26 protein-coding genes and 2 tRNA genes are annotated in these 26355 nt (G+C 53.4%); 8 read left to right on the top strand and 20 right to left on the bottom strand.

What is annotated here, in order from left to right:
* Positions 1-25 precede the first annotated feature (25 nt).
* Both GFB49_RS17595 and GFB49_RS17590 read left to right on the top strand, forming a co-directional pair.
* Positions 26-1348, top strand: a complete 1323-nt coding sequence (locus GFB49_RS17595; protein WP_153217246.1) for a hypothetical protein — start codon at positions 26-28, stop codon at positions 1346-1348.
* 134 nt (positions 1349-1482) lie between these two features.
* Positions 1483-2046 carry a hypothetical protein gene (locus tag GFB49_RS17590; RefSeq protein ID WP_214644983.1) on the top strand — a complete coding sequence of 188 codons (564 nt, stop codon included), beginning with the start codon at positions 1483-1485 and terminating at the stop codon, positions 2044-2046.
* A 419-nt stretch (positions 2047-2465) separates the two neighbouring features.
* Here the strand turns inward: GFB49_RS17590 and GFB49_RS17585 are convergent, their stop codons facing one another.
* The gene (locus tag GFB49_RS17585) at positions 2466-4103 is read right to left on the bottom strand and encodes a P-loop ATPase, Sll1717 family (RefSeq protein WP_153217244.1); all 1638 of its coding nucleotides are present in this window, start codon (positions 4101-4103) and stop codon (positions 2466-2468) included.
* Positions 4104-4769: 666 nt separating this feature from the next.
* On the opposite strand from GFB49_RS17585, the gene GFB49_RS17580 reads away from it, so the two are divergent.
* The 3 genes from GFB49_RS17580 (at position 4770) to GFB49_RS17570 (ending at position 8121) form a co-directional block, all read left to right on the top strand.
* Positions 4770-5426 (top strand): recombinase family protein, encoded by a 657-nt coding sequence (locus GFB49_RS17580; RefSeq protein WP_153217243.1) that lies wholly within the window; start codon positions 4770-4772, stop codon positions 5424-5426.
* Positions 5427-6028: 602 nt separating this feature from the next.
* A complete protein-coding gene (locus tag GFB49_RS17575) occupies positions 6029-7384 on the top strand; it encodes a hypothetical protein (RefSeq protein WP_153217242.1) in 1356 nt (451 codons plus the stop codon).
* The gene (locus GFB49_RS17570) at positions 7381-8121 is read left to right on the top strand and encodes an endonuclease/exonuclease/phosphatase family protein (protein WP_153217241.1); all 741 of its coding nucleotides are present in this window, start codon (positions 7381-7383) and stop codon (positions 8119-8121) included. Before GFB49_RS17575 ends, GFB49_RS17570 begins: the two co-directional genes overlap by 4 nt.
* A gap of 184 nt (positions 8122-8305) precedes the next feature.
* On the opposite strand, the gene GFB49_RS17565 is transcribed toward GFB49_RS17570, so the two are convergent.
* The gene (locus tag GFB49_RS17565; protein WP_246149779.1) at positions 8306-10327 is read right to left on the bottom strand and encodes a DNA polymerase; all 2022 of its coding nucleotides are present in this window, start codon (positions 10325-10327) and stop codon (positions 8306-8308) included.
* Positions 10328-10558: 231 nt separating this feature from the next.
* Between GFB49_RS17565 and GFB49_RS21300 the strand changes: the two genes are divergently transcribed.
* Positions 10559-11056, top strand: a complete 498-nt coding sequence (locus tag GFB49_RS21300) for a hypothetical protein (RefSeq protein WP_246149778.1) — start codon at positions 10559-10561, stop codon at positions 11054-11056.
* Positions 11057-11966: 910 nt separating this feature from the next.
* Here GFB49_RS21300 and GFB49_RS17560 read toward each other — a convergent pair.
* The 17 genes from GFB49_RS17560 to GFB49_RS17480 form a co-directional block, all read right to left on the bottom strand.
* Positions 11967-12383, bottom strand: a complete 417-nt coding sequence (locus GFB49_RS17560) for a hypothetical protein (RefSeq protein WP_153217239.1) — start codon at positions 12381-12383, stop codon at positions 11967-11969.
* 69 nt (positions 12384-12452) lie between these two features.
* Positions 12453-12821, bottom strand: a complete 369-nt coding sequence (locus GFB49_RS17555; protein WP_153217238.1) for a hypothetical protein — start codon at positions 12819-12821, stop codon at positions 12453-12455.
* Between the two features lie 65 nt (positions 12822-12886).
* A complete protein-coding gene (locus tag GFB49_RS17550; RefSeq protein WP_153217237.1) occupies positions 12887-14068 on the bottom strand; it encodes a tyrosine-type recombinase/integrase in 1182 nt (393 codons plus the stop codon).
* Between the two features lie 98 nt (positions 14069-14166).
* Positions 14167-14241 (bottom strand) — tRNA-Phe (locus tag GFB49_RS17545).
* A gap of 78 nt (positions 14242-14319) precedes the next feature.
* Positions 14320-14514, bottom strand: a complete 195-nt coding sequence (locus GFB49_RS17540) for a DNA gyrase inhibitor YacG (protein WP_153217236.1) — start codon at positions 14512-14514, stop codon at positions 14320-14322.
* Positions 14511-15533 carry a ribonuclease E/G gene (locus tag GFB49_RS17535; RefSeq protein ID WP_153217235.1) on the bottom strand — a complete coding sequence of 341 codons (1023 nt, stop codon included), beginning with the start codon at positions 15531-15533 and terminating at the stop codon, positions 14511-14513. The genes GFB49_RS17540 and GFB49_RS17535 overlap by 4 nt, the downstream gene beginning before the upstream one ends.
* Entirely contained in the window at positions 15530-16114 is a 585-nt protein-coding gene (locus GFB49_RS17530; protein ID WP_153217234.1) for a Maf family protein, read from the bottom strand. Before GFB49_RS17530 ends, GFB49_RS17535 begins: the two co-directional genes overlap by 4 nt.
* Positions 16115-16213: 99 nt before the next feature.
* The gene (gene infA, locus GFB49_RS17525; protein ID WP_005978431.1) at positions 16214-16432 is read right to left on the bottom strand and encodes a translation initiation factor IF-1; all 219 of its coding nucleotides are present in this window, start codon (positions 16430-16432) and stop codon (positions 16214-16216) included.
* A gap of 86 nt (positions 16433-16518) precedes the next feature.
* Positions 16519-17397, bottom strand: coding sequence for a carbon-nitrogen hydrolase family protein (locus GFB49_RS17520; RefSeq protein WP_153217233.1), 879 nt, complete (start codon positions 17395-17397; stop codon positions 16519-16521).
* Between the two features lie 22 nt (positions 17398-17419).
* Positions 17420-18001 carry a GNAT family N-acetyltransferase gene (locus tag GFB49_RS17515; protein ID WP_153217232.1) on the bottom strand — a complete coding sequence of 194 codons (582 nt, stop codon included), beginning with the start codon at positions 17999-18001 and terminating at the stop codon, positions 17420-17422.
* Positions 17998-18396, bottom strand: a complete 399-nt coding sequence (locus tag GFB49_RS17510) for a ketosteroid isomerase-related protein (RefSeq protein WP_153217231.1) — start codon at positions 18394-18396, stop codon at positions 17998-18000. Before GFB49_RS17510 ends, GFB49_RS17515 begins: the two co-directional genes overlap by 4 nt.
* Positions 18393-18851, bottom strand: a complete 459-nt coding sequence (locus GFB49_RS17505; protein ID WP_153217230.1) for an arsenate-mycothiol transferase ArsC — start codon at positions 18849-18851, stop codon at positions 18393-18395. Before GFB49_RS17505 ends, GFB49_RS17510 begins: the two co-directional genes overlap by 4 nt.
* A gap of 3 nt (positions 18852-18854) precedes the next feature.
* Positions 18855-19334 carry a UPF0262 family protein gene (locus GFB49_RS17500; protein ID WP_153217229.1) on the bottom strand — a complete coding sequence of 160 codons (480 nt, stop codon included), beginning with the start codon at positions 19332-19334 and terminating at the stop codon, positions 18855-18857.
* A 124-nt stretch (positions 19335-19458) separates the two neighbouring features.
* A complete protein-coding gene (gene hisD, locus GFB49_RS17495; protein WP_153217228.1) occupies positions 19459-20760 on the bottom strand; it encodes a histidinol dehydrogenase in 1302 nt (433 codons plus the stop codon).
* A gap of 93 nt (positions 20761-20853) precedes the next feature.
* A complete protein-coding gene (locus GFB49_RS17490; RefSeq protein WP_153217227.1) occupies positions 20854-21330 on the bottom strand; it encodes a DUF2948 family protein in 477 nt (158 codons plus the stop codon).
* Positions 21330-22601 (bottom strand): UDP-N-acetylglucosamine 1-carboxyvinyltransferase, encoded by a 1272-nt coding sequence (gene murA / locus GFB49_RS17485; protein WP_153217226.1) that lies wholly within the window; start codon positions 22599-22601, stop codon positions 21330-21332. Before murA ends, GFB49_RS17490 begins: the two co-directional genes overlap by 1 nt.
* A gap of 7 nt (positions 22602-22608) precedes the next feature.
* Complete coding sequence (locus GFB49_RS17480) at positions 22609-22830, bottom strand: hypothetical protein (protein WP_153217225.1); 222 nt, start codon at positions 22828-22830, stop codon at positions 22609-22611.
* Between the two features lie 18 nt (positions 22831-22848).
* Here GFB49_RS17480 and GFB49_RS17475 point away from each other — a divergent pair.
* Positions 22849-22923 (top strand) — tRNA-Thr (locus GFB49_RS17475).
* A 341-nt stretch (positions 22924-23264) separates the two neighbouring features.
* Positions 23265-25376, top strand: coding sequence for a methyl-accepting chemotaxis protein (locus GFB49_RS17470; protein WP_194269382.1), 2112 nt, complete (start codon positions 23265-23267; stop codon positions 25374-25376).
* 41 nt (positions 25377-25417) lie between these two features.
* Here GFB49_RS17470 and GFB49_RS17465 read toward each other — a convergent pair whose 3' ends face one another.
* On the bottom strand, positions 25418-26287 hold the full coding sequence (locus tag GFB49_RS17465; protein ID WP_153217223.1) for a MurR/RpiR family transcriptional regulator: 870 nt from the start codon (positions 26285-26287) through the stop codon (positions 25418-25420).
* Between the last annotated feature and the right edge of the window lie 68 nt (positions 26288-26355).

Genomic DNA, 26355 nt, shown 5'->3' with positions numbered 1-26355 from the left:
GGTATCAAGCCGGTCCCTGACGATATTGGAAACAGGGTTCAAACAGCTCAGCACAGCCGATCGGATTCAGGTCCAACGCGAGCTGGCAGCCTATAACTTCTACGGCAGCACGTTAGATGGCCTGTGGGGCCGCAATACGGCCCATGCGCTCAGGCAAGCTCTGGGGCTGATGGAACACAATATGGGACATCAGATAGATCTGTCCTCCTCTTCAGAGGTGCAAATCTTCCTTGGTCGCTTCATCGATGGATCAGCCAGCGCCTTTATCTGGGGTGAAGGCGAAGAATGTGATGGATGTGGGGAAGACAATGTGGCTGCTGTCCCTGAACCCGACCAATACGACAGCGCTGATCAAACACTCGAGCAGGCGATTTACAGGACCTGCCTGAGAAACGCCAAATTGATAAACCAATTCATTTCAACAGATCCCCTTGGTAGCGATGCTTTCAACACCAAGGGCAATATGCCAAGTCTTTGGTCGCAAATCGGCATCCCAGCGAGCCAACTCAAACTAAGGCATGTCAACAATCAGTGGCAGCCAGTCGGCACCGTCACCTTAGAAGCCCTTTGCAAAGATCAGGAAGCTTGGGCCGAACCTTTTGGTTCAGAATTGCAATACAGGGGTGAGCGGCAGCGATTTCGTGACCTTGCCTATTTCAACACAGAGACGCAGCAACCCGATAAAAATATCGCAGTCTATGGCAAGCACACAGTTGCCGTGTATCCGCTGTCACCCAAAGAGATCGACAGGCTGAACGGTATCTCAAACGCCCTTGATTTCACGGCGGTGTCATTCCACCTGACGGAACAAACAGCCTGTCGAGAACCTCAAGGAACAGCAGTTAGGTCCCAAAAGCCAATCTCAGAATGTGGGGGCATTCACGAGGTCATGAACCTCGGCAAGCCGGTAGATTTGACCCAGCAAAGCAGGTGCCGTGTAACATTCCATGTCGCAGCCAACACGTTCAATGTGGAACAACATAGGCTTGAAAACAGCAATCTGACAGCTTTCAACAAAACCGGGGGATATGCAGCCCTCTCACAACCCTTCGCAATGACCTATCTCTCGCTTTGGTCGCAGGCCGACAATCAAGACTGGCACGCGCAAGGCTCTTGGTTTCTCGAAAGCCCCCAAAACAGAACCGCACTCACCGATATCTTGAGCGCAGCCACAGACGCTTTTGAGCAATCAATAGATTGGCAAGGCGCACAGCAAGAGCTGAATAAATCTGCATTACATATGGAAGCTCTTCCGGCGAATGGCCGGGATACAAGTCCCGTTGTCACGCATCCAGCTTGCCAAGCTGCCCTCACAGACACCCGCAATCAAGTCGCCAGTGAACGTTGAACACCCGACGCACCGCTGGGTGACATCAAATCGTTTTCAATCGCCAACATCATTTGAAGCACAGAGAAACAGATATGACACAAACAACAGAGACCGCAAACCAAGGTAAGAAACGCAAAGGCCCTATTCGGAGGTTGAAAAAACCAATCATTTTGTTGGGTATCGGCTACATCCTCTACTGGCTTTTCACCTCGGATGTTCAAGGTGAGAAATTCGAAAAATACGTGGCTGCCTATGCTCCGGCGGACCAACATGTGTTTTTGGACATTATCGGCAGCGCTATCGCCGAAGCAGATGCCGCCGCCAACGATGCAGCGGCAGCAACAGCCTTCATCAACGCCAACGGAACCCTGTGCGGGGACCAAGTGTTTCATGGTTTAGCGCCGCACCACAATTGGGTTGGGTTATTTGAAGATGCAGACGCCACCGATGCAGGAGACAAAATCTATGTGGAACTCTTCGTCGGCTTTGGAAACAGCGTCCGAGCCGAGGTTGCCCCAAATGCATGGCCTGCCATCTTGACCATGAAACGCAACGACCCCGTGATGTTTTCTGGAAAGTTCAAATACGGCAATATGCTTGAGAACCAATGTATCCGCACCACATGGTCCGCAGTGTTTGGCTCATCGCCAGACCTCGAAGACCGAACATTCCTGTTCAGCCTGACGGACATTAAAGTCGTGCCCACCATAGAATAAAACGTTCACTTTGAACGACTTGGACGACTGGCAACCTTTGCCAGTCGCCAAGCTTCGGTTCGATCTCCGTTGATCGGAAAACAATAGAAATCCCAAAAAAGACGAGCGTTGGACCCAGCACCAACGCTCGTTTTTTGACCAAGGCATAGATGCCTTCTGGTGGAATATGGGGGGCGTACTCGGCCCTAATTGAATGAATTGCCTTTGGCAGCAATTCCGTTAAAAAACGACCCAAGGAAACAACTACTGCAATCGCCTTGAACACACTGAAACACTGAAGCACTGAAGCACTGAAGCACTGAAGCACTGAAGCACTGAAGCACTGAAGCACTGAAGCACTGAAGCACTGAAGCATCACTCTACTTTTTTCATAACAAAATAGTTTCCTAACATTGCAGCAGGATAAAATTTCGTTATTTTCATTCACCGGATTCAAACAGATCCCTAGTATGTTCCCCAGACTTACGAATCTTTTTAAGCTTAAATTTTGCGGCCAAACCATCGTGCAGCTGAATACCTTCAAAAAAGTCGGGAGAGGTATGGCCTTCGAAATAAAAATCTGCTCTCGATCCACCAGAGGGCACACCCACAATACCATGAAAATAGAGCAGTTCCAGAACATCCAATGGCTTAAATAACTCCTTGAGCGCCTGACCTTTCTCACTCATAGCGGCGATACTGTCTATGCGATGCTGCAGTTCGTCTATGTTGAATTTCCGATGAAAGCGAGAGAAAACGGATTCAAGGGCTGATACGACCTCTGCACCAACCGAACCGGACAACTGTGCCTGAATATCGCGCCAACTGCCAAAGCTGTAAGGTCCGAGGGATCTGTCCAGCAAACTTTTGTCAAACACCTTAGCATCCCCATCCAAGTCGCGGCAGGCATTAAGGTAGCGAACAACATCTCTAGGTTTCATCCAAGTTAGGCGCAAAATTTCGTTGGGTGACAGAACTTCTCCTTGAGTTTTCTGAAAGTATTTCTTCCATATTTCTCGGTAGTTCTCGTCGTCTTGGTGTCCATAAATGCCTAGTTTTTTCTCAGAATGGATAATCTTCTTGCAAACCATTTTTATCAGAGGATGGTCTACGTCTCGTCGACCTAACTCCCCCCAATTCATGTGTATACCTAGAGTTTCCAGGTATTTATGCACCTCCTTACCCAACCGATTGACTTCACGGAGTATTTCTGAGCGAATGGCTGCGCTGAAGAAAACGCGCCTTACCGAAGACGAATGGCTGCGATTAAGATTGTAGATGGTAAGAATAAGGTCTCGGATGAGAATGCAATCAAGGTCAAATGCTTTACCAGAGCCAACTCTAGGATCGATTTCGTCAAACATCAAATGGTAAGAACCTGCAGAGAAGGTAAGCTTACTGTATTCATCCCGAAGTTCCGAAACATAGTCAGAAAACTTGGCCACATCGCTGGACGATCCATCGAACTCAAGATCAACTACCACAGATGGACTCTCGGCTAAAGACAATGAACCTTTACGTACTTTTGGCAAAAGGCGAGCAAATCGGTCAAAAACCGATCCAGACTCAACAAGGTCCAAGAGCTGCAAAAAACGCTTGAAGTGAACATCGTGAACAACTTTCAGGCCTCCGTTTTCCTTGACCTGTTCACTAAGTTTTTGGAGGAGGATAAATGTCCAAAGGTCCTCATAGTCGATATCGCGAAATGGGTTTAGGCGGTGCTGGAAATCATCTGGGTCAATTTTTCGCTTTTTTGCAGTGAACTCCGTTAAATCCTCGTAGATGGCTTTTGGGAAGTCCTTAGAAAAAAGATAGAGATCAAAATCCCTACCCATTTGGGTATCGCGTCTAAGGCGCTCACCTATATAACGAAGGAACGCCGTTTTTCCCGCACCTTTTTGACCGTAAACAAAGCATTTCCGACCGTCTAAGAACGAAGCAACCTCTGCATCGCTACGGACGTAGTAAGAGTTGTAAAAATCGCTTCGGGCCTCTCTCCCGCTGATATCGAGTTCTATGGTAGTGTCTACTTCGCCTAGATACATGTTCTTCAACGAAAGCTTATCACCTTGCGCCATGCGTTTCTTCTTCGCGGGGGTTCGCTTTGACATCGCATCGTACCGTCTTTGAAAGTTGCAAGAATCACACCAACCACCGCCCGCAAACGTAAACATATCGGAAACGGGAGCGTGTCTACGACTCCGAAAACTAACACGAAATTGTAACACCCACTTCGGTCTTTCCAATCACACTTTGCATTGCGAAAAATTTTCTAATATATCAAACGGTGGCTCATACGAACTACAAATGCACCCAATCAAGCGCAATGGTTCTAGTGTTTAATTTGAACACACTGGGTGCTTCACAGCAAGTTAAATAGCATAATGCCACTTTACTTAAAGCAGATTTTAGACTTGAGGCTTATAAATAGCTCTTGACAATCTCACTTACTGTCAAGAGCTAGCATGAAGCCACACTTGAAGAAAAGGACGGCTATTTCCGCGTTTATACCGCAAGGGTATTCCATCGAACGCTCTGATGCTGCAACGTTGCCACGGGCGCTAGCTGAGCATAACAGACATCTAATAAGACAAGAGTTCAAAGTAGATACGCGGCAACAGCGCCTCTCCCCCTCCATTCTGAAATTCCTTCCCTCAATCACTCAAGCCTTTCGTTGATCCATTTTCCCAACTTTCGGAAGCCTTCTACGACAAACCAACGTTTGTCGGTTACGGAGGGATTTTTTGGTCGAATATGTCGTCTATTTTCGAGTTTCAACGGAACGCCAAGGACGCTCAGGTCTCGGGCTGGAAGCGCAACGCACGATGGTCGAGCAATTCCTTCAGCCAAACGACAACGTGATTGCGGAGTTCACCGAAGTACAATCAGGAAAGCGCAATGACCGAGTTGAACTGTGGAAAGCGATCAATCTCGTCAAGAAGACCCGATCCAAACTGCTGATCCCAAAACTCGACAGGTTTTCTCGGAAGGTCTCGTTCATCTCTGGCATCATTGATCAGGGGATTGAGCTGGTCGTCTGCGAACATCCAAATGTCTCAACATTCTTTTTGCATCTGCTGGCGTGTTTCGCTGAAGAGGAACGCAGACAGATTTCTGAGAGAACCAAAGCTGCTCTGCAAGCCGCCAAGGCGCGTGGAACGATCCTTGGGCGGAACGCACAGCGGCTTGCAAAGGTCAGACAGCAGGAAAAGCAGGAGTTTTATGGAACGATCAGCCAAGAGTTTGAGACGGCTTTGGCTGAGGCTGGCAGCTTTTCAGGAACAGCTAAGCTGCTGAACGCGAGAGGTGTGAAAACCCGCAAAGGTGGCAAATGGCATCCACAAACGGTCAAAAACTATGCAGCCAGCTTGAAGGGAGCAAAGCGGACACTTTCAGATTAAGCAGCGAATGCCCGTAGAGAGCCCAAACCTCCCAAAGTGAGGTGACGCGGCGAATGACTGCATCGCCAACTCAGAGAGTGTCAAAAACCTACCAAAACTGAGAGGAGTTTTGGCAACGGTTTGTGATCACGGCAGAATCCGCAATATCAAGGCCCAAGAACACGTGGTCAGAAACGACAGTTTTTGACGACCGCCTATGCGCGAAAGTTCTGAATGAGTGTAAGCGTTAACCTGGTGTCACAGCCCTCCCACACCCATGCCCAGACCCCGATGAAGGTTTCGCTGTGATCTAGTTGGTGAAACTGATCTGGCTCAAGGGGTGGCGGAGGCATCGGACGCCTTAGTAGACAACGACCTCTCGGGAGTGTCAGGAGTCGTTTGCAACACTGAGCCGGAATCGCTCTCTGTGCTATAAACGACCTAAAGCATCGCAACGATACGTTGTAAATTACAGAGGTTCGGAATACACTCGGTCTCTAGCAAGGGATGTTAATTCATGGGAAATAATTCAATTAATAGTTTGATATATTAACCTCGGAGAGGTAAGTTTCTAAATGGCTTTAAGATTCTGGATTTATGCTGGCAAGAATGCTACGATAATAATGGTACTAAACCTACTTGCTGGCTTGTTTCTAATTGCAGCATCATTTGCTCTGCAGATTCACGATGTGGAGTTTAACGGTTATGTTTCAGGCGAGAAGTTGGCGGGTTTTCCGGTCGCGGCAACCTATAGCAAACAGGTTGGCTATGTCTGGGCACCAAACTGGGCCATTACAGGTTTGCTTCTGCTACCTCTTGCGCTGGTCAATTTGCTGCTGGCCATCCGGGAAATCGAACGGCTACTGCGGGAACTGGTCAGTTCGGGGATGCTGCGCCGAAAAGACTTCTCGCCAGCAGATCCGGACTTGGTAATCGCGAAATGGCGAGACATGGCACGCCCTTGGGCGCTGATCGGCCTCGGCGTCGCCGTCTCCTCGGGACTTTATATCGGGTTGTTCGATTTCTGGCCGGTCGTATTGGAGTGGCTGTGGATGGAGCCAAGCGAACACCAGAAACGCTTCGTCGATTTGCAAGATCCGGTCGGGTTCATCCATCCCCTGCACGAGTTCGACTGGTCCGTTGCGGCAACGTTCGATGGCGCGCTCATCAGTACGACCGCAAACGCGATCTTCGGCTTCGCGGCCTACTTTCTGATCGCAATCGTCGGCATGGGCATTGTATTCGGTGCATTCATTTTTCTGTGTTCTTTCTCCGCCTTCTTCTCTGAGACCATGCGACATGAGCTTGACCTAATCCTGGTTCCTGATCTGGGAAGCGACGACAGCCGCTGCGGTTTCGAGCGTTTCGAGAGCTTCTTCCATCACCTGATCCTCGCGGCAATTTTCACCGGGACCATGGCTGTCGCGATGCACTTGCAAAATGTCTTTCTGCGCTCGACCGAAGATGAGACTATCATCGATATGGTCTTTGGCGGTGCGATTGCGATCTTCCAGAAGGACTTCACCAAGCTCAGTATCGAGGATTTCACAACATTTCTGAGATCTATGAACGATGTTGTCGATCTGAGCGATTACACCTTAAGTCTTCAGACTTACGCGGCCCCTATCGTACTGTTCATGATTGGGGCGATCACTTTCAGCTGCCTATGGCTGTGGTTGCGGCGCGCGGCTATCGATGGGCGCTTGATCTACCGAAACAATCCCAGCCTCAGCGACGAGGAAAGCGACAAGCTCGATGAGATGGATATCTGGCCTATCGGCTGGATGTCCCTCGATCTGCTGATCTCCGTCGGTGTGGTGGTGTTCCTGTCACTATGGTTTGTGAACTTCGTTTCGCTGGTCCTACTGTATTTTGCCGTGAAAGCTCTGGCAGCGATCCTGTCCGCAGTCTGGGAAACGGTCGTAAGGGCAGTCAAGCGGCGCCGAAAACGAAACGACCGTAAACGAGGCGGCAGTTGAGCGAAACGGTGCGGCTGCTGTTCTGGAATACCTACTGCGAGAACTCCGACAGTGGCCGCATCACGAGCTGTCTGGATGCGCTGAGCCCCGATGTGGTTGTCATGTGCGAGGCGACGGAGGGGCACCTCGAAGCAGTCGCACGTCGCTACCGCCACGTTGTCCAAGCCCGGGACTACCTTCAGGATGGCGTGCTCTGCCATGTAGCTATCGCTGCCCAAGTCCCATTATCCGACATCAGCGTTGTCCGCCACGGAGAGATCAACAAGGCCCCGGCGTCCTGGCTTGCGCGGCGCATGGGCTGGGTCGAGTTTCTGGACACGCTTGCAGCCAGTCTTCCGGCGCTCGGATTCCGAGTGCTCTGTTTGCACCTGAGCGCTGGTTGCGGACCAATGCGACGGCGTCGAGAGCTTGAGGCTGCCGCCGAACAGATTTCCCTTGAGGGACCAATGGTGGTTGCAGGCGATTTCAATAGCTTCTCCGAACCATGGCTCGCGCCGATACTAGCCGCACCGCTCGGCTATACGTGGCGGGATTGGGGGTGGCGCGAGCGCAGCGCCAACGATGCCTGGTTCGCCGAACGTGGATTTACGCCGGCAATCGATGGCATCACCTTTCCCCGTTTCCAACTGAGGATGGACCAAATCTATGTTAGGGACGTGACCCTCACCACTGGCGGGGCTGTATCGGAGCTCTGGGGATCAGACCACCGTCCGGTGATGATAACGCTCTCGACATAGCGGGATGAGCACCCGCATACAGCGAATGAATGATCGCTGCCAGGCTATCCGGCAAATGGTTTTGAACAGGGTTCTGATCACCAACTGAAACCACGGTTTTTTGGAAGCCGCCATTCCAAGAAGGTCCGCAAAGTCCGCGTTCCAGCCCTGCACAGCGCAAGATCCAATGTCATCTACTGCCCTCTCACAGATCCTCTTGCAAAGGCTTTGCCATATCCCTTTCGACGATCTTCAGATCAAACGTGGCCTTTGGTGTGAGGAATTGTTCAATATCCAGTTTAGGAAATAGGTCCCTCTTGATCGCCTCCAAGATCTTAACGGACTGGTCACAGTTGGGGACTTGCTTGGTTACAAAGGCTTTCTTCTTCCGGGCATTGTCCACATCGGTCTTGGCGCAGGGAATGCCAAAGCGGTCGTTGAGGATATTTGCGAACGTCTCTGCCTTCAGTTTGAAGCCGTCAGGAAGCACATCCTGATCAACAGCGCTTGGTTTAAGCTCATGGGTGCCAGCTTTGCGAAGCCTCTGAGCGATCACCAGATCCCTGCGAATGCGCTTTAGGATGCCATCCTCCTTGGCCAAATACGCCTCAGCCGGACCTTGTGCCGCCAGCTTGCTTTCAAAGTAGGTGGCCCATTTTTGATAGTCTTCAAAGGATTTGAGGCAGCGCGGGGCGTCCTTGGTATAGGAACGCCAAAGCTCCCGAACGGTATTGTACTGCTCAACACTGTCCCAAGGTATGGTGGAAAACGCCAGATGACTGACTTCGGATTGGGTGCCAAATTGCACTGGAACATCACCAGCAGCATGCGGCCTGCGTTTCCAGTCAAACTCCATCGACAGACGCTTGGTCATTGTCTTGTCGACAAAATCCATCCCCTTTTCGTGCATCTCCCGAATGCCTGCCCCCAACACAACCGCCATTGTATCTGTTGGCTTCCGGTTTAATAACAGCTCCACAATCTCATCATTTTGCTGTGACTTGGACCACGTTCGATCAAGTTTGATCCCCCCCTTGGCCAAGACAACCCGTTCATCCTCCCGAGGCTCAAGATTGACACCTTCAAAGTCCGAGACCTGAGAAGGTTTCAGAGTCGCCTGCCCGCGTGTCCGCCAGCCAATCGGTTGGCGTATGACGTGCTTGGTCTCATAGATCTGCGTATCCCCAACAAGTATGCCGCGCGCAGATCGATAGTCCCAACCCAAGTTTATAATGGTCGTCTTCCTCATCTGCGCATCCGTTGCAGTTGTAAGAAAGCCATCTGTGGTGACGCTGAAGATCTCAACACTCCGCGGCAGCGCGTTCATGATTTCGCCCAGCGTCGCGCGGCAGAGAGCGGTAATATAAGCCGCATAGACAGGATTGGTAATCTTACTGGGCTCCAAACGCTGGGTCTGCGCAGATCTCAGATCGTACACACGGCGCTCCCTGAGCCCCTGCGCCGTCTTTCCATAAGTGGAATTGACCAGCTCCTTCCAAAAGAGATTGTTCAAATTCTTCTTGGGGTGTTTCTGACGCTCAATGATGCAGTGCTTGGTAAAATCAAGGAACGGACGAATAGGATACCCATGTTCCCTGATGCGGCTGAAGACATAATCACTGTCGATGTATCGCCCCTCCACCAGTTCAATTTTACACCCCAACTGGAGCGCCAAATTGATCTCGCTGATGTGGGTGGTGCTGTTGCCTTTGCGGGGAAACAGCAAGCCCGTTTCCGTACGCACTGGCAAAACGGGAAAGCGGACATCATCAGGGAACTCAAAGTTCACATTGGCAAAGGCCAGATCTCCGGATAAAAACGTCCCTTTCTTTAGTTCTTTAGTGGGCGTGATGGGGCGAATGCTGTCCCAATGCACCTCCCCAATCAACGACATGGCCGACGGGTAAGCACTGGAAAGATCATAGTCATACCAAACACCTTCGGGTGCTGGACCAAACCAGAATTGCTCATTGCGCCCACCGTGATAACATTCTGTAAAGAAGTCCTCACTCCAGTGAAGCTTCGACAAAGACACTGTTTTCGTCTCCGTCACATAGCGCTCTCGTTTCTTATCCCAGCGCCGCTCCTCAACAGTCTCCTTGCCCACCACATATGCAGGGTCAAGACCAAGCTTTTTCCAGTGGTTTTGAATCAGGTCGACACCAATGGAGGTCAGCGTCACAGGCAATTTGAAGGTGCCAGTCTGATCAAAGTAGAGACGGATCAATCGGGTGGTGTATTGATCGCAGATCTCAGCATCCCGGATCGCATAGTCCCGGAACCGCTCCCAATCAGCGGCCATAAAATCGGCCATATGCGTTTCGTAGTGCAGATCTTTGTCAGGGTCATCTGACAGAGACAACTTCTCAAACCCAAGTATATCACCAAGCTGAGCAAGACTTCTGGCACCTGCAGGAGCCAATGCAAGTGTATCCCGGATCTTAACTGCAATCCGCACATGTCCTTTGCCGTCGTCGCAGGGCAAAGAGACCTCAATATCCGAGCTGACATTCATAAACAGGCTGCGAATGTTGTCGAGATTCAGCGCACCCCGGCGCTCGTCATCCTTGAAGTCACTAAACGCAGGCACATCCGCACGGGTAAAATGCGCCACCAGATAGATATCAACGGGCATTTTGACATCTGGATAGGCTTTGAGCCCTTCCGCCAAAGCATGTGTGACAAAGGCCTCAAGGGACAGACGGTCGCTGACCAAAGGCCCATCCGGCAAGATAATCCCAGACCAATGCGGTTCCTCCCCAGCATTATCTGGAGTGACGACACGACAGCTAAATTGATAGGAAAGCACTTCATTTTCTATCTCGACCTGTCCTGCCGCATTGGTCCGTGGCCTGCGCTGATACTCCGTGTCAAAGCCAAAGACCAAATACCGTCCTTTTTTGTATCTGCGACCGTTCGGCTTGCCAAATTGCGTAGCGGAGAAGAGAGAGGATGAAGGCATCGGTGGTCCTAAAAGACTTCAAAAAATGGGCTGAGCGCAGCTTCAGGGTTCCTGTTGAAGCGGATGCCGAGTGTTAAAAATAGTAAAAGTTTGTGCTCTACACCCAAATAGAACTTTTACTATTTTTATGATCCTTAAATGGGCCAAAAAAGTTCAAATAAAACATGTGACATCGCCAGAGCTCCCCAAGCACCGACCTATAAATAAACCATATAAAACAATATACTATACATATACAAACATACAAATACAGCTCGCAACTCTCTTGTATCAGGAACGCGATACAAACCAAAATCATAATCAGCCCGAAGCGTTATGCAATCAGAAGGGAATTTCCACCGGACGGTGCAGAGCCAAAGTTACAACGGCCAGCAGACATAACGTCATAGAATAGTAGGGTTAGGAGACAGCGAAAGCGGGGGAAAGATGAAAGCCCCCAAAGAGAGCAAGAGCAAACAATTGTCATCACGAGACGGGGAAGTGCCGTCGCCGAGCGTGTCAAATTGCCATCTACAGGACGCACGCATATCGGTCCGCCGTGTAAGCAGCACGTAGGCTGAGACCGGATAACCGCCAGCCGCACCCTTCAGGTAATCGTGTGTAGATGGTTTGTAAGATCACCAGATCTCACATGCTTCTCCTCAACGGATAGGAGAAGTATGTCCAAATTCCAAAAAACACTAAAAGATTATCCGCCAGAAACATACCCCCGAAGGGGGTACTCAATCACAAAGTGATTGAGCCTCAAGCAAATATAAGCTGTTATAAAGATTGATTATAATCTTCCTATAGACACCCAATGGGTTCACTTCGTGAACTGTGCTTCGCACAAAAGCTAGAGATTTAAAGCCCCGGTTGGGTTCCGGCGGGCTGAGTTTAAATTCCGGAGATGACCTAGAGGGCCCTAAGTCTCCAGCTCTAAACTTGCTGGGAACAAAATATCTTCCCAAAGTTTGACCTCTCCAACACCCCCAAGCACGCAATCGAGGTAGTTCCGATCAAACGTATCCGGACAGTCATCAATCAGTCTTGGAAAGGGCAAATCAGGATCTGTTGGCAGGTAAGACCAAAAGAAGAGTCTGTTTTTGGGGCTGTTTGCTTTCTTTTGCTGATAGAGCGCTTGGACCTCTGCCTCTGTCATCCCCCGAAGGAGAGCAAAATGGATGGAGCGGCCTCGTTTCCGCCCAGTACCTTCAAACATCACCTTCTTATCCTTGAGATTGCCAGCATTGCGCGCCAGCCATTGGAAAGCCAACCGATTGTCAGATCGAGACCCATGGACACGCGATGGTTGGAAACGGATTACTTCTAAGTCATTCATAATAATTACCTTTCAAATGAGTATATGTGTTCAAGTGTGGCCATCGCCATGACAGCGCTGGCCCCTGTTTTAAGCCTTGGCAAAACGACTACGGATCGCCAAAGCAGCCGCCTCCAAAACCTCATCCAACTGACCATCTTGAGCCAAGGATTTGAGCTTCTGGAGGGATTGGACAACGCCCTTGGCGTCACCGCATTTGATTGTTGCCATACCATCCGCAAGCTCAAGCGCCGCTCGCCCATACCGGGGGGAGAGGAACCATTCTCCGGCTTCAGACTGCCATGCCCAACTGGACGCCTTTGGCAGCGCATCGCCTACGCGGGCTGCTGCCAATTGCTTCTCAATCGCAGCTATGAACTTCTGACGGCGCAGATGGCTGGCCGACAAGGACTTGGGTTTGGCAATGGCGGACAGATCAAATTCTTTACTAAGGGACATATCGCTTCTCCTGTGATGTCCCTTGCGCCCTCCCCCAAGACGCGCTTTGCAGACAACCCGCTCCGTCAGCCGACGATCTGAAGGTTCTCAATCAGCTCTTTTGAGGGGGCCATCTTCTTCAGATAAAACCGCTCTAGCTGATCCACCGAAGTGCCTGCATTTTTGGCCAACGTATGAAGGTTCACCTTACCTTTGGACTCCCGCAGCCGGGCCTGGATAGCATAGTGGCGTAGCGAATAAGGAGACAGTTTGCGATCCCCGTCCGCAAGCCCTGCTTCCTTCAGGATGTGGTTGAAGATACGCCGGGCCGTATTGATCGCTGTGCGACGGTTTGGGTATTCAGGCATCCACACGTATTCATCAGCGGGATAGCGGATGCCCTTAAACGGGTCTTTGAGGTCAGTGTAAAAAGGCACCGCAATTGGCATCGTCACGCTGACGCGGGCACCGGTTTTGCCGCCCCGCACATTCAACTCCAGATGCGTCGGATCGCCTTTGACCTGAATATCCCCGTGCTTCAGGCCAAACAGCTCTCCTTCTGTCGGCCTCAGGAAGGAGTGCACGCAAAACATGAACATCATCACATGTTCCCGCTTCACTCTGACACCGCGCACCTTGTCGCCGCGATTTGCACATCTCTGCGCAACCTCTTTAAACAACTTGTACTCTTTGTCGGTAAACGTATGCCGGGGCGTATCAACGGTCTTTTGCTTCGGCATGACCGGCAGCACATTTAACACGCCATCTTCCACCGCCAGCGCCAGCACCTTGCGCATGATGATCGTATGTTTCGCTTTGGTCGATTCCGCCAACCGTTTGGGACGATTGCCATCCAAATGGATCAGGTAATCGCGAACCATACCAGTGTTGATCTTGGTCACATCATATTTGCCAAAATAGACAATCAGCCCATCATTGGCCCGCATCAGCAGCATATTGTCCCCATCGGACCACTTCGACGCTCCCTTCTGAAGGTCCATCAGCTTCTTGGCATAGTGCTCAAAGCTGGTGGACTTCTTCCGGGCATGATCGCTGTTGGCTTGGCTATGATAACTGTCGGCAAACTCGCCCGCTGCATCAATCGCCTCAATCCGGCTGGTCTCTTTGGTTGAACGCACCACATAGGCGCGAGCAATGGGGTCTCTCAGCCGCACATACCAATAGGGACTACGGGCCGTTTTATAGATCGACAGGCCTTTGCGGAGGGGTTTGATTTTGAGGATTTTGTTTTTTGAATCTTTCGGCAAATCAGGAACTTAAATTGAGTGTATAACTGTGTGTAACTTTTAGAACCGCTGATGAAATCTACCAACGGAGAAAAATAATAATTGAAATCAATATATTATGGTGCCCGGGGGCGGAATCGAACCACCGACACGAGGATTTTCAATCCACTGCTCTACCCCTGAGCTACCCGGGCACGGGAAGGCGTCTCGCCTTGGGTGGAGGCGTTCTATGCCGTCCCGCCGGGAGTGTCCAGAGGGATTTTGCAAGTTTTTCAACTTTGTTTTGTAGGCGATGTTTTTTCTGCGTTTTCTAGGGCTTCGTCGAGGTTCAACAGGTCCTCTGGGTCTTGGCTGGGGACCGCATAGGCCCCGTTCATCCATTTTCCGAGATCAATATCGGCGCAGCGTTTCGAGCAAAACGGGCGAAAGGCCGGGACTGTGGGTTCAGCGCAGATCGGGCAGCTCATGCCAGGGCCTCAGTCAACGAAATCCGCCCACGTTTGCGCTGCAATTCAAAATGGCCAAGGTTGGTCCATCCCAGCATTGTAGTCTCTTCGCTGTCAGCTTTCAGGCTGGCGCGCAGCGCGCTTTCAAAGGCGCGGCGGTCCTTTTTGGGCATGGGCGCAAGATCTAGGATGATTTGACCGCCAAGACCGCGCACACGCAAAACCCGAGGCAGCTGTTTGGCACAGGCCATATTGGCTTTGATCCCGGCGGCCAGTGAGGTGTCGCTGCCGGTGTTCACATCAACGGCCACAAAAGCGCGTGTGGGCTCCACATAAAGGAATGCGCCACCTGACAGCGGCTCGCGAATGTCTTGCGCCACATCCAGCGCATCCAGCACCCCGTGGCGTTCAAACCCACCTTTGGTGCTTTCGATGGATGCGGGCTCAACCCAATCGCGCCAGGCCAAAAGATGCGGGCCATCGCCCTCGCTCAGAACTTCCGGGGTGTCGCCGTCATCGTTCAGCACCTGTTCGGCCAGATTGCACATGGCAACGATATCTTCGGCAATGTCCTCCACATCAGCCCCCGCGCAGGCGGAGCGCAGGATCAGACCATAGGGGAGATCGCCGGTGGATTCATGGGCGACTTCCAGCAGGCGGTCGCGTTCATCTTCGTTGCGGATGGAGCGAGAGATATTCAACCCCGGCGCATCCGGTGTCACGATGGCATAGCGGCTTTTGAACAATAGCTTTTGGGTTACAGGAATGGCTTTGCCCTCTTCGGCATAGCCTGTGACCTGCACCAGCATCATTTGCCCTGGCGCCAACCCCTTGACCTGCCGCAGAAAAGCCGGGCCATCAGGCGTGGTCAGGAACATGCCCCCCTGCCCTTTTACAGGACGGTCTGCACGGGCGCGATAAATGGTACCCGGCGTTGGAGCATCGCCTTCGATCAAGAAATCTTCAAGCACCCCGTCGACGATCAATGCCGCCGCCTCGCGGTCGTTGAGGTGGTCCAGAACTACGGTACGCCCCTTCATTCGGCGGCCTCCTGTTGTAAAATGCGCAGGCCAACGGCGCGCAGTAGATTTGCTGTTTCCGCCAATGGCAGACCGACAATGCCGGTAAAGGATCCGCTGATCCATGGGATGAAAGCACCTGCGGGCCCTTGGATGGCATAGCCACCCGCCTTGCCCTGCCAATCATTGCTGAGGAGATAGGCGTTCAGCTCTTCATCCGACAGGCGCTTCATTTTGACCTGGCTCACCACTTCGGTGGTCAGGATCTGATCCCCTTTGCGTACGGCCACAGCGGTAATCACTCGGTGACGCCGCCCGGACAAGGCCATCAGAAACTCCGCAGCCTGACCGGCGTCTTCGGGTTTGCCCATAATCCGGCGCCCCAGGGCAACGGTGGTGTCGGCGCATAACACCACATCCTCGGCGCGTGCCTCCACGGCTTCGACCTTGGCGCGGGTCACGCGGGCGCAATAAGGGCGCGGTTGCTCCCCTTTCAGCGGGGTTTCATCCACATCCGGCGGGCGCACGGCATCGGGTTCAATGCCCAATTGCCGTATCAACTCCAATCTCCGCGGGCTGCCCGATCCAAGAATGAACGCCATTTTAACCTCTAAAGTCTCGTCACACCGGTGATACGCGGGTGTGTGCAAAAACAAAAGCCCGGCACAGGCCGGGCTTTGAACGTCTTTTACGGATCCTGCTTACTTAAAGCGATAGTTGATCCGACCCTTTGTCAGGTCATAGGGGGTCATTTCCACCTGTACCTTGTCGCCAGCCAGAACACGGATGCGGTTTTTGCGCATCTTGCCTGCCGTATGTGCGATGATCTCATGGCCGTTTTCCAGCTCGACCCGAAACGTCGCATTGGGCAGGAGTTCCTTCACGACACCGGGAAATTCGAGCGTATCTTCCTTGGCCATGGTCTCTCCATTATTAGTTAGGTCCCACACAAAACACGGGACGTGCGCTTAAATGAGGGCTTTTCACCCTTTTTTCAAGGGCGCAATCACGACAAGCTGGATTTTGCGGTCATTTTCACGCGTGCCGCCTGTTCTTGCCAATGCAGGCGGTTCAGAACTCCGCCATCCGCGCGCACATTGGCAATCGCATCCAGGTCGACCTCGGCAAAAGTCCAGCCAGCGTGATTCATCCGCCCCTCAGCCAGTACACCGGTGCCGGGAAACCCATGATCTGGGGGACCAAATATACCGCCCATGCCAGTGTTTACGTCTACCGCCTCGGACCAGTCGACCGTCCCAACCAATGACGCCATGGCGGTAACACATTGCCCTTCCAGGGCGCGGGCCATCGCACCGATCCGCACGCGGCTGTATCCCGCAATCCCTTCCGTGCACGAGGGCACAAGAATCACATCCGCCTCGGACAAGGCACGCCCCAACAGCGGGAATTCGCTGTCATAACAGATCAAAACCCCGATCTTCCCTATGGCAGTGTCAAACAGACGCAATCCGTCACCGGGTAGGATATCCCAATCCTCGCGCTCAAACCGGGTCATGATTTGCTTGTCCTGGTGATCAGACTGACCATTGGGGGCAAAGAACATGGCGCGGTTCACTGGACGTGCAAAACCCGCCGCAACCGGCGCCGACGCCCCCAGGATGTGGACATTGTACTCTGCCGCCAGTTTGGCGTGGAGCGTGTTGGCATCCTCCATCCGGTCAGAGGTGGCGTAAATCGACCCCTCCAGATCACTTGCAACCGCACGCCCTGCAAGGGTCGACAGCTCCATCGCGCCATATTCCGGGAACACCAATAAATCCGCGCCCTGCGCGGCCCCATCGCGGACCCAGGTGGCGATTTTGTCCTCATACTGGGACCAGCTGTCCAGCCAATCGAGCGGATAAGCGGCGGTGGCGATTTTCATAAGCGTCTCCCATAATTGGGCATCAAAGGGCGCGTGACCAGAATTGCAGGTCTTTTGTCGTCTGCGCGGCGTCCCCGACGTCTGTCCAGGTGAACCGCGCCAGAACACCTGGCAAAGGGGCATAGCCACGCTTGTGCCAAAAGCTGTCCAGCGGTCGGTAGTCTGCGGGGCGCATTGGATGATCCGCAGCCCGGATCACACCACAAAAGGCACTGGTTTTAAAACCCAGCTGCCGGGCAAAAGCTTCGCGTTTGTCAAAAAACGCATGGCCGATCCCCTGACCGCGATATTCGGGTAGCAGAACGCTTTCGGCGCAGTAAAACACGTGTTCAATGGGCTGCGCCAACCCGTGCAACTGTCCTGCATCCCCGTGATCCGCCAGCGGCATTCCGGTTGCAGCGCCCACAATTGTGCCTGCGTCGATGGCCGCCACCAGAACGGCCTTTGAATTGTCGTGATAGGACTTCAGATACGACTGTTCGTACTCCAAAGAACCGTCATAGAGATAGGGGAAATCCCGAAATACGGCGATCCGCAAACGCGCCAGGTCCGGCAGAGCGGCCACCAGCGCATCTCCGGACAGCGCCGCAATCTCAACACTCATGCGGCTGAAACCTGCGCGATCCAATCCGACAGGTTGTAATAGGTGGTCACGCGCGCAATTTTCCCATCCCGCAGATCAAAGAACGAACCCGCAGGCAGCCGATAGGTCTGGCCTTTGGCCTCGGGCAGGCCTTCATCGGTTTCCAGATAGGTGCCTTTGACGATAAATTCCGCCGCTGCGCGGGTCTGGTCGTCGTTCACAAAGACCACCATATCCGTCAGCTGTTCTTTGTAGCAGCGCGCCATATGGGCGCAGAATTCGGCGAATTTCTCCTGCCCGACCCGGATCTTACCCTCGTTCACATGATGGGCGATGTCATCGGTCAAACAGGCCAGCATTCCATCAATATCACCGGCGTGAAACGCCTCGAAATAACGGGAAATGACGTCGCTCATTCTGCTTCCTTTGGCTGGCCCCAACGTGCGGTCAACCGCTGAATGATCTGATCACGCGACTGACGATACATCTCTAACTTGGCGTCGCGTGTCTCGCCTAGTCCAGTAGGGTCCATAATTGGCCAATATTCGACATCCAGGTGGAAAAACCGGGTCAGTTCAAGCGCCCGGCGCTGGCTGGCCGGAGACAGGGCCACAACCAGATCAAAGGACGACAGGTCATCGCCCCATTGCTCCATCTCGTCGAAGGAGCGTGAGCGGTGCCGCCCCAACTCCACGTCAATTTCCTGGCAGACCGCGATCGAGAACCCGTCGATCTCCATGTCATTCTTGACGCCGACAGACTGCACATACGTGCCAGCGCCATAGAATTTCTTCATGATCCCTTCGGCCATTGGAGATCGCACCGCGTTGTGATCGCAACAGAACAGGACCGAATGCGGCAGTTTCTCCAAAGTTTAGGCTCCAAAATGCAAAACGCAGATCAGCGTGAACAAACGACGCGCCGTATCCGTGTCGACTTCGGCCTTTCCATCAAGACGTTCCTGCAACACGCGGCTTCCCTCATTGTGAATGCCCCGGCGCGCCATGTCGATGGTCTCTATCTGACTTGGCGGCAGATTTTTGACTGCATTGAAATAACTTTCGCAGATCTGATAGTAATCTTTGACGACTTGCCGAAAAGGCGACAGCGACAGGTGGAACTCAGCCGCCTTGTCGCCGGATTCGGTGTTCAAATCAAAAACCAGGCGTTTGTCCCGGATCGCCAGCCCCAGATGATAGGGACCATGCGGCACATCCTGCCCATCACGGGGCGGGATAACAAAGCTGTTTTCCTCGATCAGGTCGAAAATTGCCACTTTGCGCTCTTGCGCGATTTCTGGCGTCGGCGCAGGCAGATTCCCGTCGTCCAGTTCAATTTGACTGATGTAGCTCATGTTGGTGACCTCAGCACTTGATGGACCTTATAAGAGTAATGCAGTGACAAGATTAACTTATGCTGCAGTGCAGCACAATCCACCCAAGGTCGTAACTTATCACAAAAGCCTCGGCACGCCATTGTTAACGATTCAATGAGTCCAGACGGGCCCGCACTGACAAACCGTGCGCTTCCAGGCTTTCACTTTTTGCCAAAGCTTCCGCAGCCGGGCCAATGGCAGCCAGTGCTTCGGGGGTCATCTGGCTCAATGTGGTGCGCTTTAGGAAATCCATGACCGACAGCCCGGAAGAGAACCGCGCCGACCGCGCCGTTGGCAACACGTGGTTCGGCCCACCAACATAATCCCCGATGGCTTCAGGCGTGAATTGCCCCAGAAAGATCGCACCGGCATGAATGGTCTGCTGGCTCAAACCCACGGGATCAGCAACACACAGCTCAAGGTGCTCCGGCGCAATCCGGTTGGAAAGAGCTGCCGCTTCGTCCAAGTCCTGCACTGTAATCACCGCACCAAAATCACGCCAGCTGGCGCCTGCGATTTCGCGCCGCTCCAATGTTTCCAGTCGTTTGTCCACCGCCGCGGCCACAGCTTGCCCAAAGGCCGCATCATCCGTGATCAATAGGGACTGCGCGCTTTCGTCGTGCTCAGCTTGGCTCAACAGATCCAGCGCGATCCAATCGGGATTGTTGTCCTTGTCCGCGATCACCAGGATTTCAGACGGGCCTGCGATCATGTCGATGCCCACTTTGCCGAACACGCGCCGCTTGGCCGCCGCAACAAAGGCGTTGCCGGGGCCGGTGATTTTGTCCACGGGTGCAATCGTTTCGGTGCCATAGGCCAGCGCAGCAATCGCCTGCGCGCCGCCAACACGGTAGACCTCGTCCACACCTGACAAGCGTGCGGCTAACAGAACCAGCGGGTTCACCTCCCCGTCTGGGGTTGGAACCGTGATCGCCAGACGGTCAACACCGGCGACTTTTGCCGGGATTGCGTTCATCAGAACCGAGGAGGGATATGTCGCCAAACCACCCGGCACGTACAGACCTGCGGCCGAAACCGCCGACCAACGCCAGCCCAATGTCGCCCCGGACGCATCGGTCCACTGATCATCCTGCGGCATCTGTCGCGCATGATATGCGCGGATTCGCTCAGCCGCCAGCTCGAGCGCTGCGCGATCTTCTGCGCCAACGGTCGCGATCGCCGTGTCAATTTCTGCATCCGAGAACCGAAGCCCGGACGCCTCTAACGCCAAGCGGTCGAATTTGGCCGTCAGCTCCAGCACCGCTGCATCGCCACGCGCCCGAACATCCGCGATGATATCCGCAACAACAGCGTCCACATCCGGGCTATCTTCGCGCTTGGCCCCCAACAGGGCAACAAAGCGGTTTTCAAAATCCGCATCACGGGTGTTCAGAAATACGGGCATGACGGCTCTCCTTTGTCACCGGCATAGCGGCGCAGGCGCTGATCCTCAAGCGGTCCAGTGGTTTTTCCCAATGAACCACTGAGTGCCGCTGGATTACTCTGGGTGGGTTGGCGTGTGACCGGAGGGTGCACCATAGGGGCGCGTGACGTCTTTGAGGCTGACTTCCAGCGCCTCGACCCGCAGACGCAGGCCACCGTCACCCGCAAGCGTCAGGTGTACAAACCCGCCTTCGTCGTCACTGCCGTCAAAGGTCACGGACATCAGAGAACAAACAAGGCCCGTGTCCCGACGATCCACCCCTTGCGAGGCGACCCCCAGAACATGATCAACCACCAACAGGGACTGGACGCGTTCAACCGAACGACCGCGCGCCTCGGCGGCGGGCTGATCTTCCCAGCGGAAACGGTTCACCAAGACCGCAAAGCGACGCTCTTTGGCCAGCCAACGCATCTCTGTCACCGGGAACACAGCGTCCTGCACCAGTGCAGAGAGAACCTGCAGGTCCTCACCATCCAATGCGCCAAGGTTAACCGGAACCTCGCGCCCGTCTTCAAACGTGGCGTCAGTCATTACGCCTCCTTGATCCGTTCGATCTTGGCCCCGACACCCGACAGTTTGCGCACCACTTTTTCGTAACCGCGGTCCAAGTGATAAACCCGGCTCACGCGTGTCTCACCTTCGGCGGCCAGCCCCGCCAAAATCAGGGACACCGAAGCCCGCAGATCCGTGGCCATCACAGGTGCACCTTTCAGTCGCTCAACCCCGGTCACCGTGGCGGTGCCGCCGGATACATCAATCTGCGCCCCCATGCGCATCAGTTCAGGCGCATGCATAAATCGATTTTCAAAGATCTTCTCTTCCAGAACACTGGTGCCCTCTGCCGTGCACAACAGCGCCATCATCTGCGCCTGCAAATCAGTGGGGAACCCTGGGAACGGCTCGGTTGTCACATCCACCGCCTGAACCCGACCATTTTTACGGGACACTTTGACGCCATTCTCGGTGGCCGACACCTCAACACCGGTGGCCGACAGTTTTTCGACAAATGCACCGATCAGATCCAGGCTACCGCCCAGCAGTTCAACTTCGCCACCACAGATCGCCGGGGCCAACATATAAGTGCCCAATTCAATCCGGTCAGCGACCACGGGATGCGTTGCCCCGTTCAACCGGTCCACCCCCTCGATCGTTAGGGTCGAGCTGCCCTCGCCTTCAATCTGAGCACCCATTTTACGCAAACACTGGACCAAATCCACAATCTCTGGCTCGCGCGCTGCATTGGTAATAACCGTTGTCCCCTTGGCCAAAGTTGCCGCCAGAACCGCGTTTTCGGTCGCCCCGACCGACACAAACGGAAAATCAATTGTCCCGCCGATCAAGCGACCGCCTGGTGCCTTGGCGTGGACATAACCGTCTTTCAACTCCAACTCAGCGCCCAACGCCTCCAGCGCTTTGAGGTGCAAATCCACCGGGCGGGCTCCGATGGCGCAGCCGCCGGGCAAGGACACAACCGCGTGACCATCGCGCGCCAGCATAGGGCCCAAAACCAGAATGGAGGCACGCATCTTGCGGACAATGTCATATTCAGCTGTATGGTTATGAATGTCATGGCTGGACATCGCAAGCACCTGACCATCCTGCATCGCGGCGACTTCGGCGCCCAATGACTGCAGCAGTGATGTCATTGTTTTAATGTCGCTCAGCCGCGGCGCATTGGTCAGCGTCAGCGGCTCTTCGGTCAACAGCGTCGCGGGCATCAGGGTCAGACAGGCGTTCTTTGCGCCTGCGATCTCAATCTGTCCATTCAAAGGGCCATTGCCCGTTACCAGAATCGAATCCATCGTATCTCTACCCTTCGGTTTTGCCTGCTGCGTCCACTGGTTTTGTGGATCGTGCCTTCGCCTGCGCTTTGCGACGCGCCATATTCGCCTTGAGCGCCGCCTTCAATCGGTCCTCGCGATTTGCATCGGAACCTTGTTTTTTTGGTGTTTTCGGATCAGCCATAAAACTTCTGTAACTTAGTGAGAAAAAACCGTCTAGATGCTCTTGCATCCCCCATCGAATATGCATAGAAGCCCCCTCACCGGCGCTGCTGTAGCTCAGAGGTAGAGCACTCCCTTGGTAAGGGAGAGGTCGAGAGTTCAATTCTCTCCAGCAGCACCAGAATTTCCCAAAATCATTAAATCCTGCAAGACGGGCCAGCGATTTTGATTTTCCTAAATTCTTGATGGCACATTCGCGTGACAGTGCGTTCATTTTTGTGGACCATAACGTGTCTCTGGCCCCAGCCCAGAGCGCGATCTGCGTATTGCTATCATAAAAAACAACACACCCGCTGGGTGCTACGGACATTCACCAGCCGATAACCTCCATTTTTATCAGCCAGTTGCATGAACCACTTGAACACACTCATTCGGGTTGCTCAATCTAGGGTTATAAAATTAACTATCCATTCAATTGGGAATGTTAATCACTTCCGCATTGGTAATGTGTCTGAGGTTCCCATGAAGCTTCGCGTTGTAATGTTAACGATCATACTACCCCTGTTGGCGCTGGCCGCCTTCTTCGCCATCGTTCACCTTCAGGACGTCCGAAACACCCGAGACGGCGCACAGTTAACCAGGAAAAAGGTCGTCGAAGAGTCGCTCATCGCAGACCTTGTGCATCAGCTCCAACGGGAGCGGGGGTACTCGGCCGGATTCCTGGCCTCCAAAGGTAAAAACTTCTCTCGCGAAGTGCGCGCGCAACACACAGAAACCGACGATTTCGTTGGGCCAGTTCGGCAAAACACCGCCGATCTGCGCGGTGATCACGCCGAAAGCTACGACCATATGATGTCAGAGCTGTCCAAGCTGGGCGACATACGTATCCAAGTCTTGAACGCTGAGATCCCGCTAAACACAGCAGTGACATTTTACACCGGCCTGATTCACGACCTGTTGGCAGTTTCCCACCACATCGAAGAGGGGAAAACCGAAGGATTGATCCAAACATTGATCACAACACGCACAGCCATAGCTGCAGCCAAGGAAAAGGCGGGGCTAGAGCGCGCCGTGGGATCAGCGGGACTTGGATCGCAGTTCACATTGTCCCTTCACAACCGATATCTGCAGCTTATTGGTGCGCAGCAAGGGCTGCTGGAAGAGGCCGAAATCATCATGCATGAGCTTCACATGCAAAATGACCTGTACTCCTCCGATGCCTATACTGCGGTTAAAGAGGCACGCAAAACCATTGCCGAAGGTTTGGAAAGCGGTAGCTACAATGGCCTGACCGCGCCCCAGTGGTTCCAGATTTCAACCGCTTGGATTGACCATTTGCGGGCGATCGAAGTTGATATTGATGGACAAGTGACCGAATTGGCAACCGCCATTTATCAGGACGCGAACCAAACGCTTCAACAGTTTCAGATGATCGGAATTGTCTCCACTGCGCTTGTGGGCCTATTCGCGATTTTTGTCTTTGAACGGATGATCTCACGCATCAAAACGCTCACCAATGTTGTGGATGAATTCGCCAAAGGCAAATTTGACATCTTCGTGCCTGGCATCAACCGACGCGATGAGCTGAGCAAAATGGCCAAAGCGATTTATCATTTCAAACAAGAGACTTTGGCGATGCGCCGGTCCGCAGAAGAGTTAAAAGCCTCAGATGAGGCTGCCTTGAACGCAAAACACGGACGCGTTGTCGAATTGGTCACCGAAGGGTTGGCTGCGCTGGCCAAAGCTGATCTGACCAGCCATTTCGAAGACCCGTTGGACAGCGAATATGACGACATCCGCTGCGACTTTAACACAGCATCTGAACGGCTGCGGACCGTTCTTGCCTCCATAGCCGAGACGGTTTCGGATCTGGACCATGCGTCGGCCGCCATGCGGGCCTCGGCCCTGGATCTGGCGTCGCGAACCGATGAACAAGTTGACACAATCCGCACCACCACGGACCGCGTGGACGCGCTGTCCACTGAAGTGGAAACATTTGGCAACGACATCCTGTCCGCCGCGCAACTGGCCGGCGCTGCCCGCGAACGCGCCAGCACATCCGCCAATGTCATGCGCGAAGCCGTGGAAGCCATGAGCCGTATTCAGAACTCGTCGGAACAGATTGGTCAGATCATCTCGATGATTGAAGATATTTCCTTCCAAACCAATCTGCTGGCCCTGAACGCCGGGGTGGAAGCCGCCCGCGCGGGAGAGGCGGGACGCGGATTTGCCGTTGTGGCCTCCGAAGTCCGCGCCCTGGCCCAGCGGGCGAGCACCGCCGCGATGGAGATCAAACAGCTGGTCGATGAAAGCGGCACACATGTGAATTCAGGCGTGACACTTGTGGACCGAACCGGTGCCGCACTGGACGAGATTTCAACTGAGATTACCCGCGTGGACGACGTGCTAACCCGAATTTCCGAGGCCTCTCAGGATCAGATCCACCAGTTGCAGGACCTGGCGTCCTCTATGAAGGTGATCAACAATCTGGCCGGGCAAAACACCTCAATGGCCAAGGACACGCAAAACGCATCTGGCGATATTGCCACCCGGTCCAGTCGCCTCGCCAATTTGATCTGCGACTTTAAACTCCACAAGGGCGACAGCCGCAGCTCTTCTGCGCGTGCCGCCTAAAAAAGTTCTCCCGCACCCAAAACACCGGTGCGGGCGCCATCCTAAAACTTGCGGAATAGGCGTGTCAGATCAAACAGGTCATCCAGTCGGTCATACCGGGCCTTGGTCTCATCCCAGCTTTCTTCCTGGGTCGCGGCAATCATTGCCTCCAGCAACATCATGGTCGAAATATTTGAATCCCAAGCAGAGGGAATTTCGACCCAACAATTAAACGTTTGATCTGCCGCAGCCGCAATTGGGCTGCTCCATTGATCGGTAATCAAGATCACATGGACGCCACGTTCCCGTGCAAGTTCTGCCAAACGCTGCAAATTCGTCTCGTACCGGCGCACGTCAAACATCAGCAATGTGTCGCCCTGGACCATGTCCAACACATAGTGCGGCCAGGTTGCTGACGAAGACGTCATATGCGTAACCCGTTGGCGCACGGCCTGAAAATGCGTAAACGCATAATCCGCAAGCGCCCGAGTGATCCGCCCTCCAACAACATAAAGGCGGCCATTGGTATCGGCCAATTGGCGCACTGCAGCATCAAACGCATCCGCGTCCAAATTGGAAAAGGTCTGAGACAAATTCTGTGTCACAGCTCCCGCAAATCTGTTGAGCATATGTCCTTCGGGCGCGTCAGAAGCCCAGTTCTCACGACGTTGGGTGGGACCAGACACTTTGGCCTCCAGCTCCTCGCGCAGAGCCTGATGGAACTGAGGGTAACCTTTAAAGCCAAGCTTTTGCACCATACGTGCCACGGTCGGCGTCGATACACCTGCGTTTTGCGCAACAATTGTGATCGAGGCCAATCCAGCCACTGGATAATTGTCCAAAAGCGCCTGCGCAAACTTTCGTTCGGTCTGCGTCAGATCTGCATATTGTGCCCGGATCAATTCGCGGACTGAGGCTGTGGGCTTGGCCAATCTGAAGTCTCCCGTGTTAAATGCCGACCCGTGCACAAACCTTGAACAGATTTCTTCAGCACGACCTG

Source organism: Tritonibacter litoralis (assembly GCF_009496005.1).
Lineage (GTDB): Bacteria > Pseudomonadota > Alphaproteobacteria > Rhodobacterales > Rhodobacteraceae > Epibacterium > Epibacterium litoralis.
This window is presented reverse-complemented; position numbering and strand designations above follow the sequence as displayed.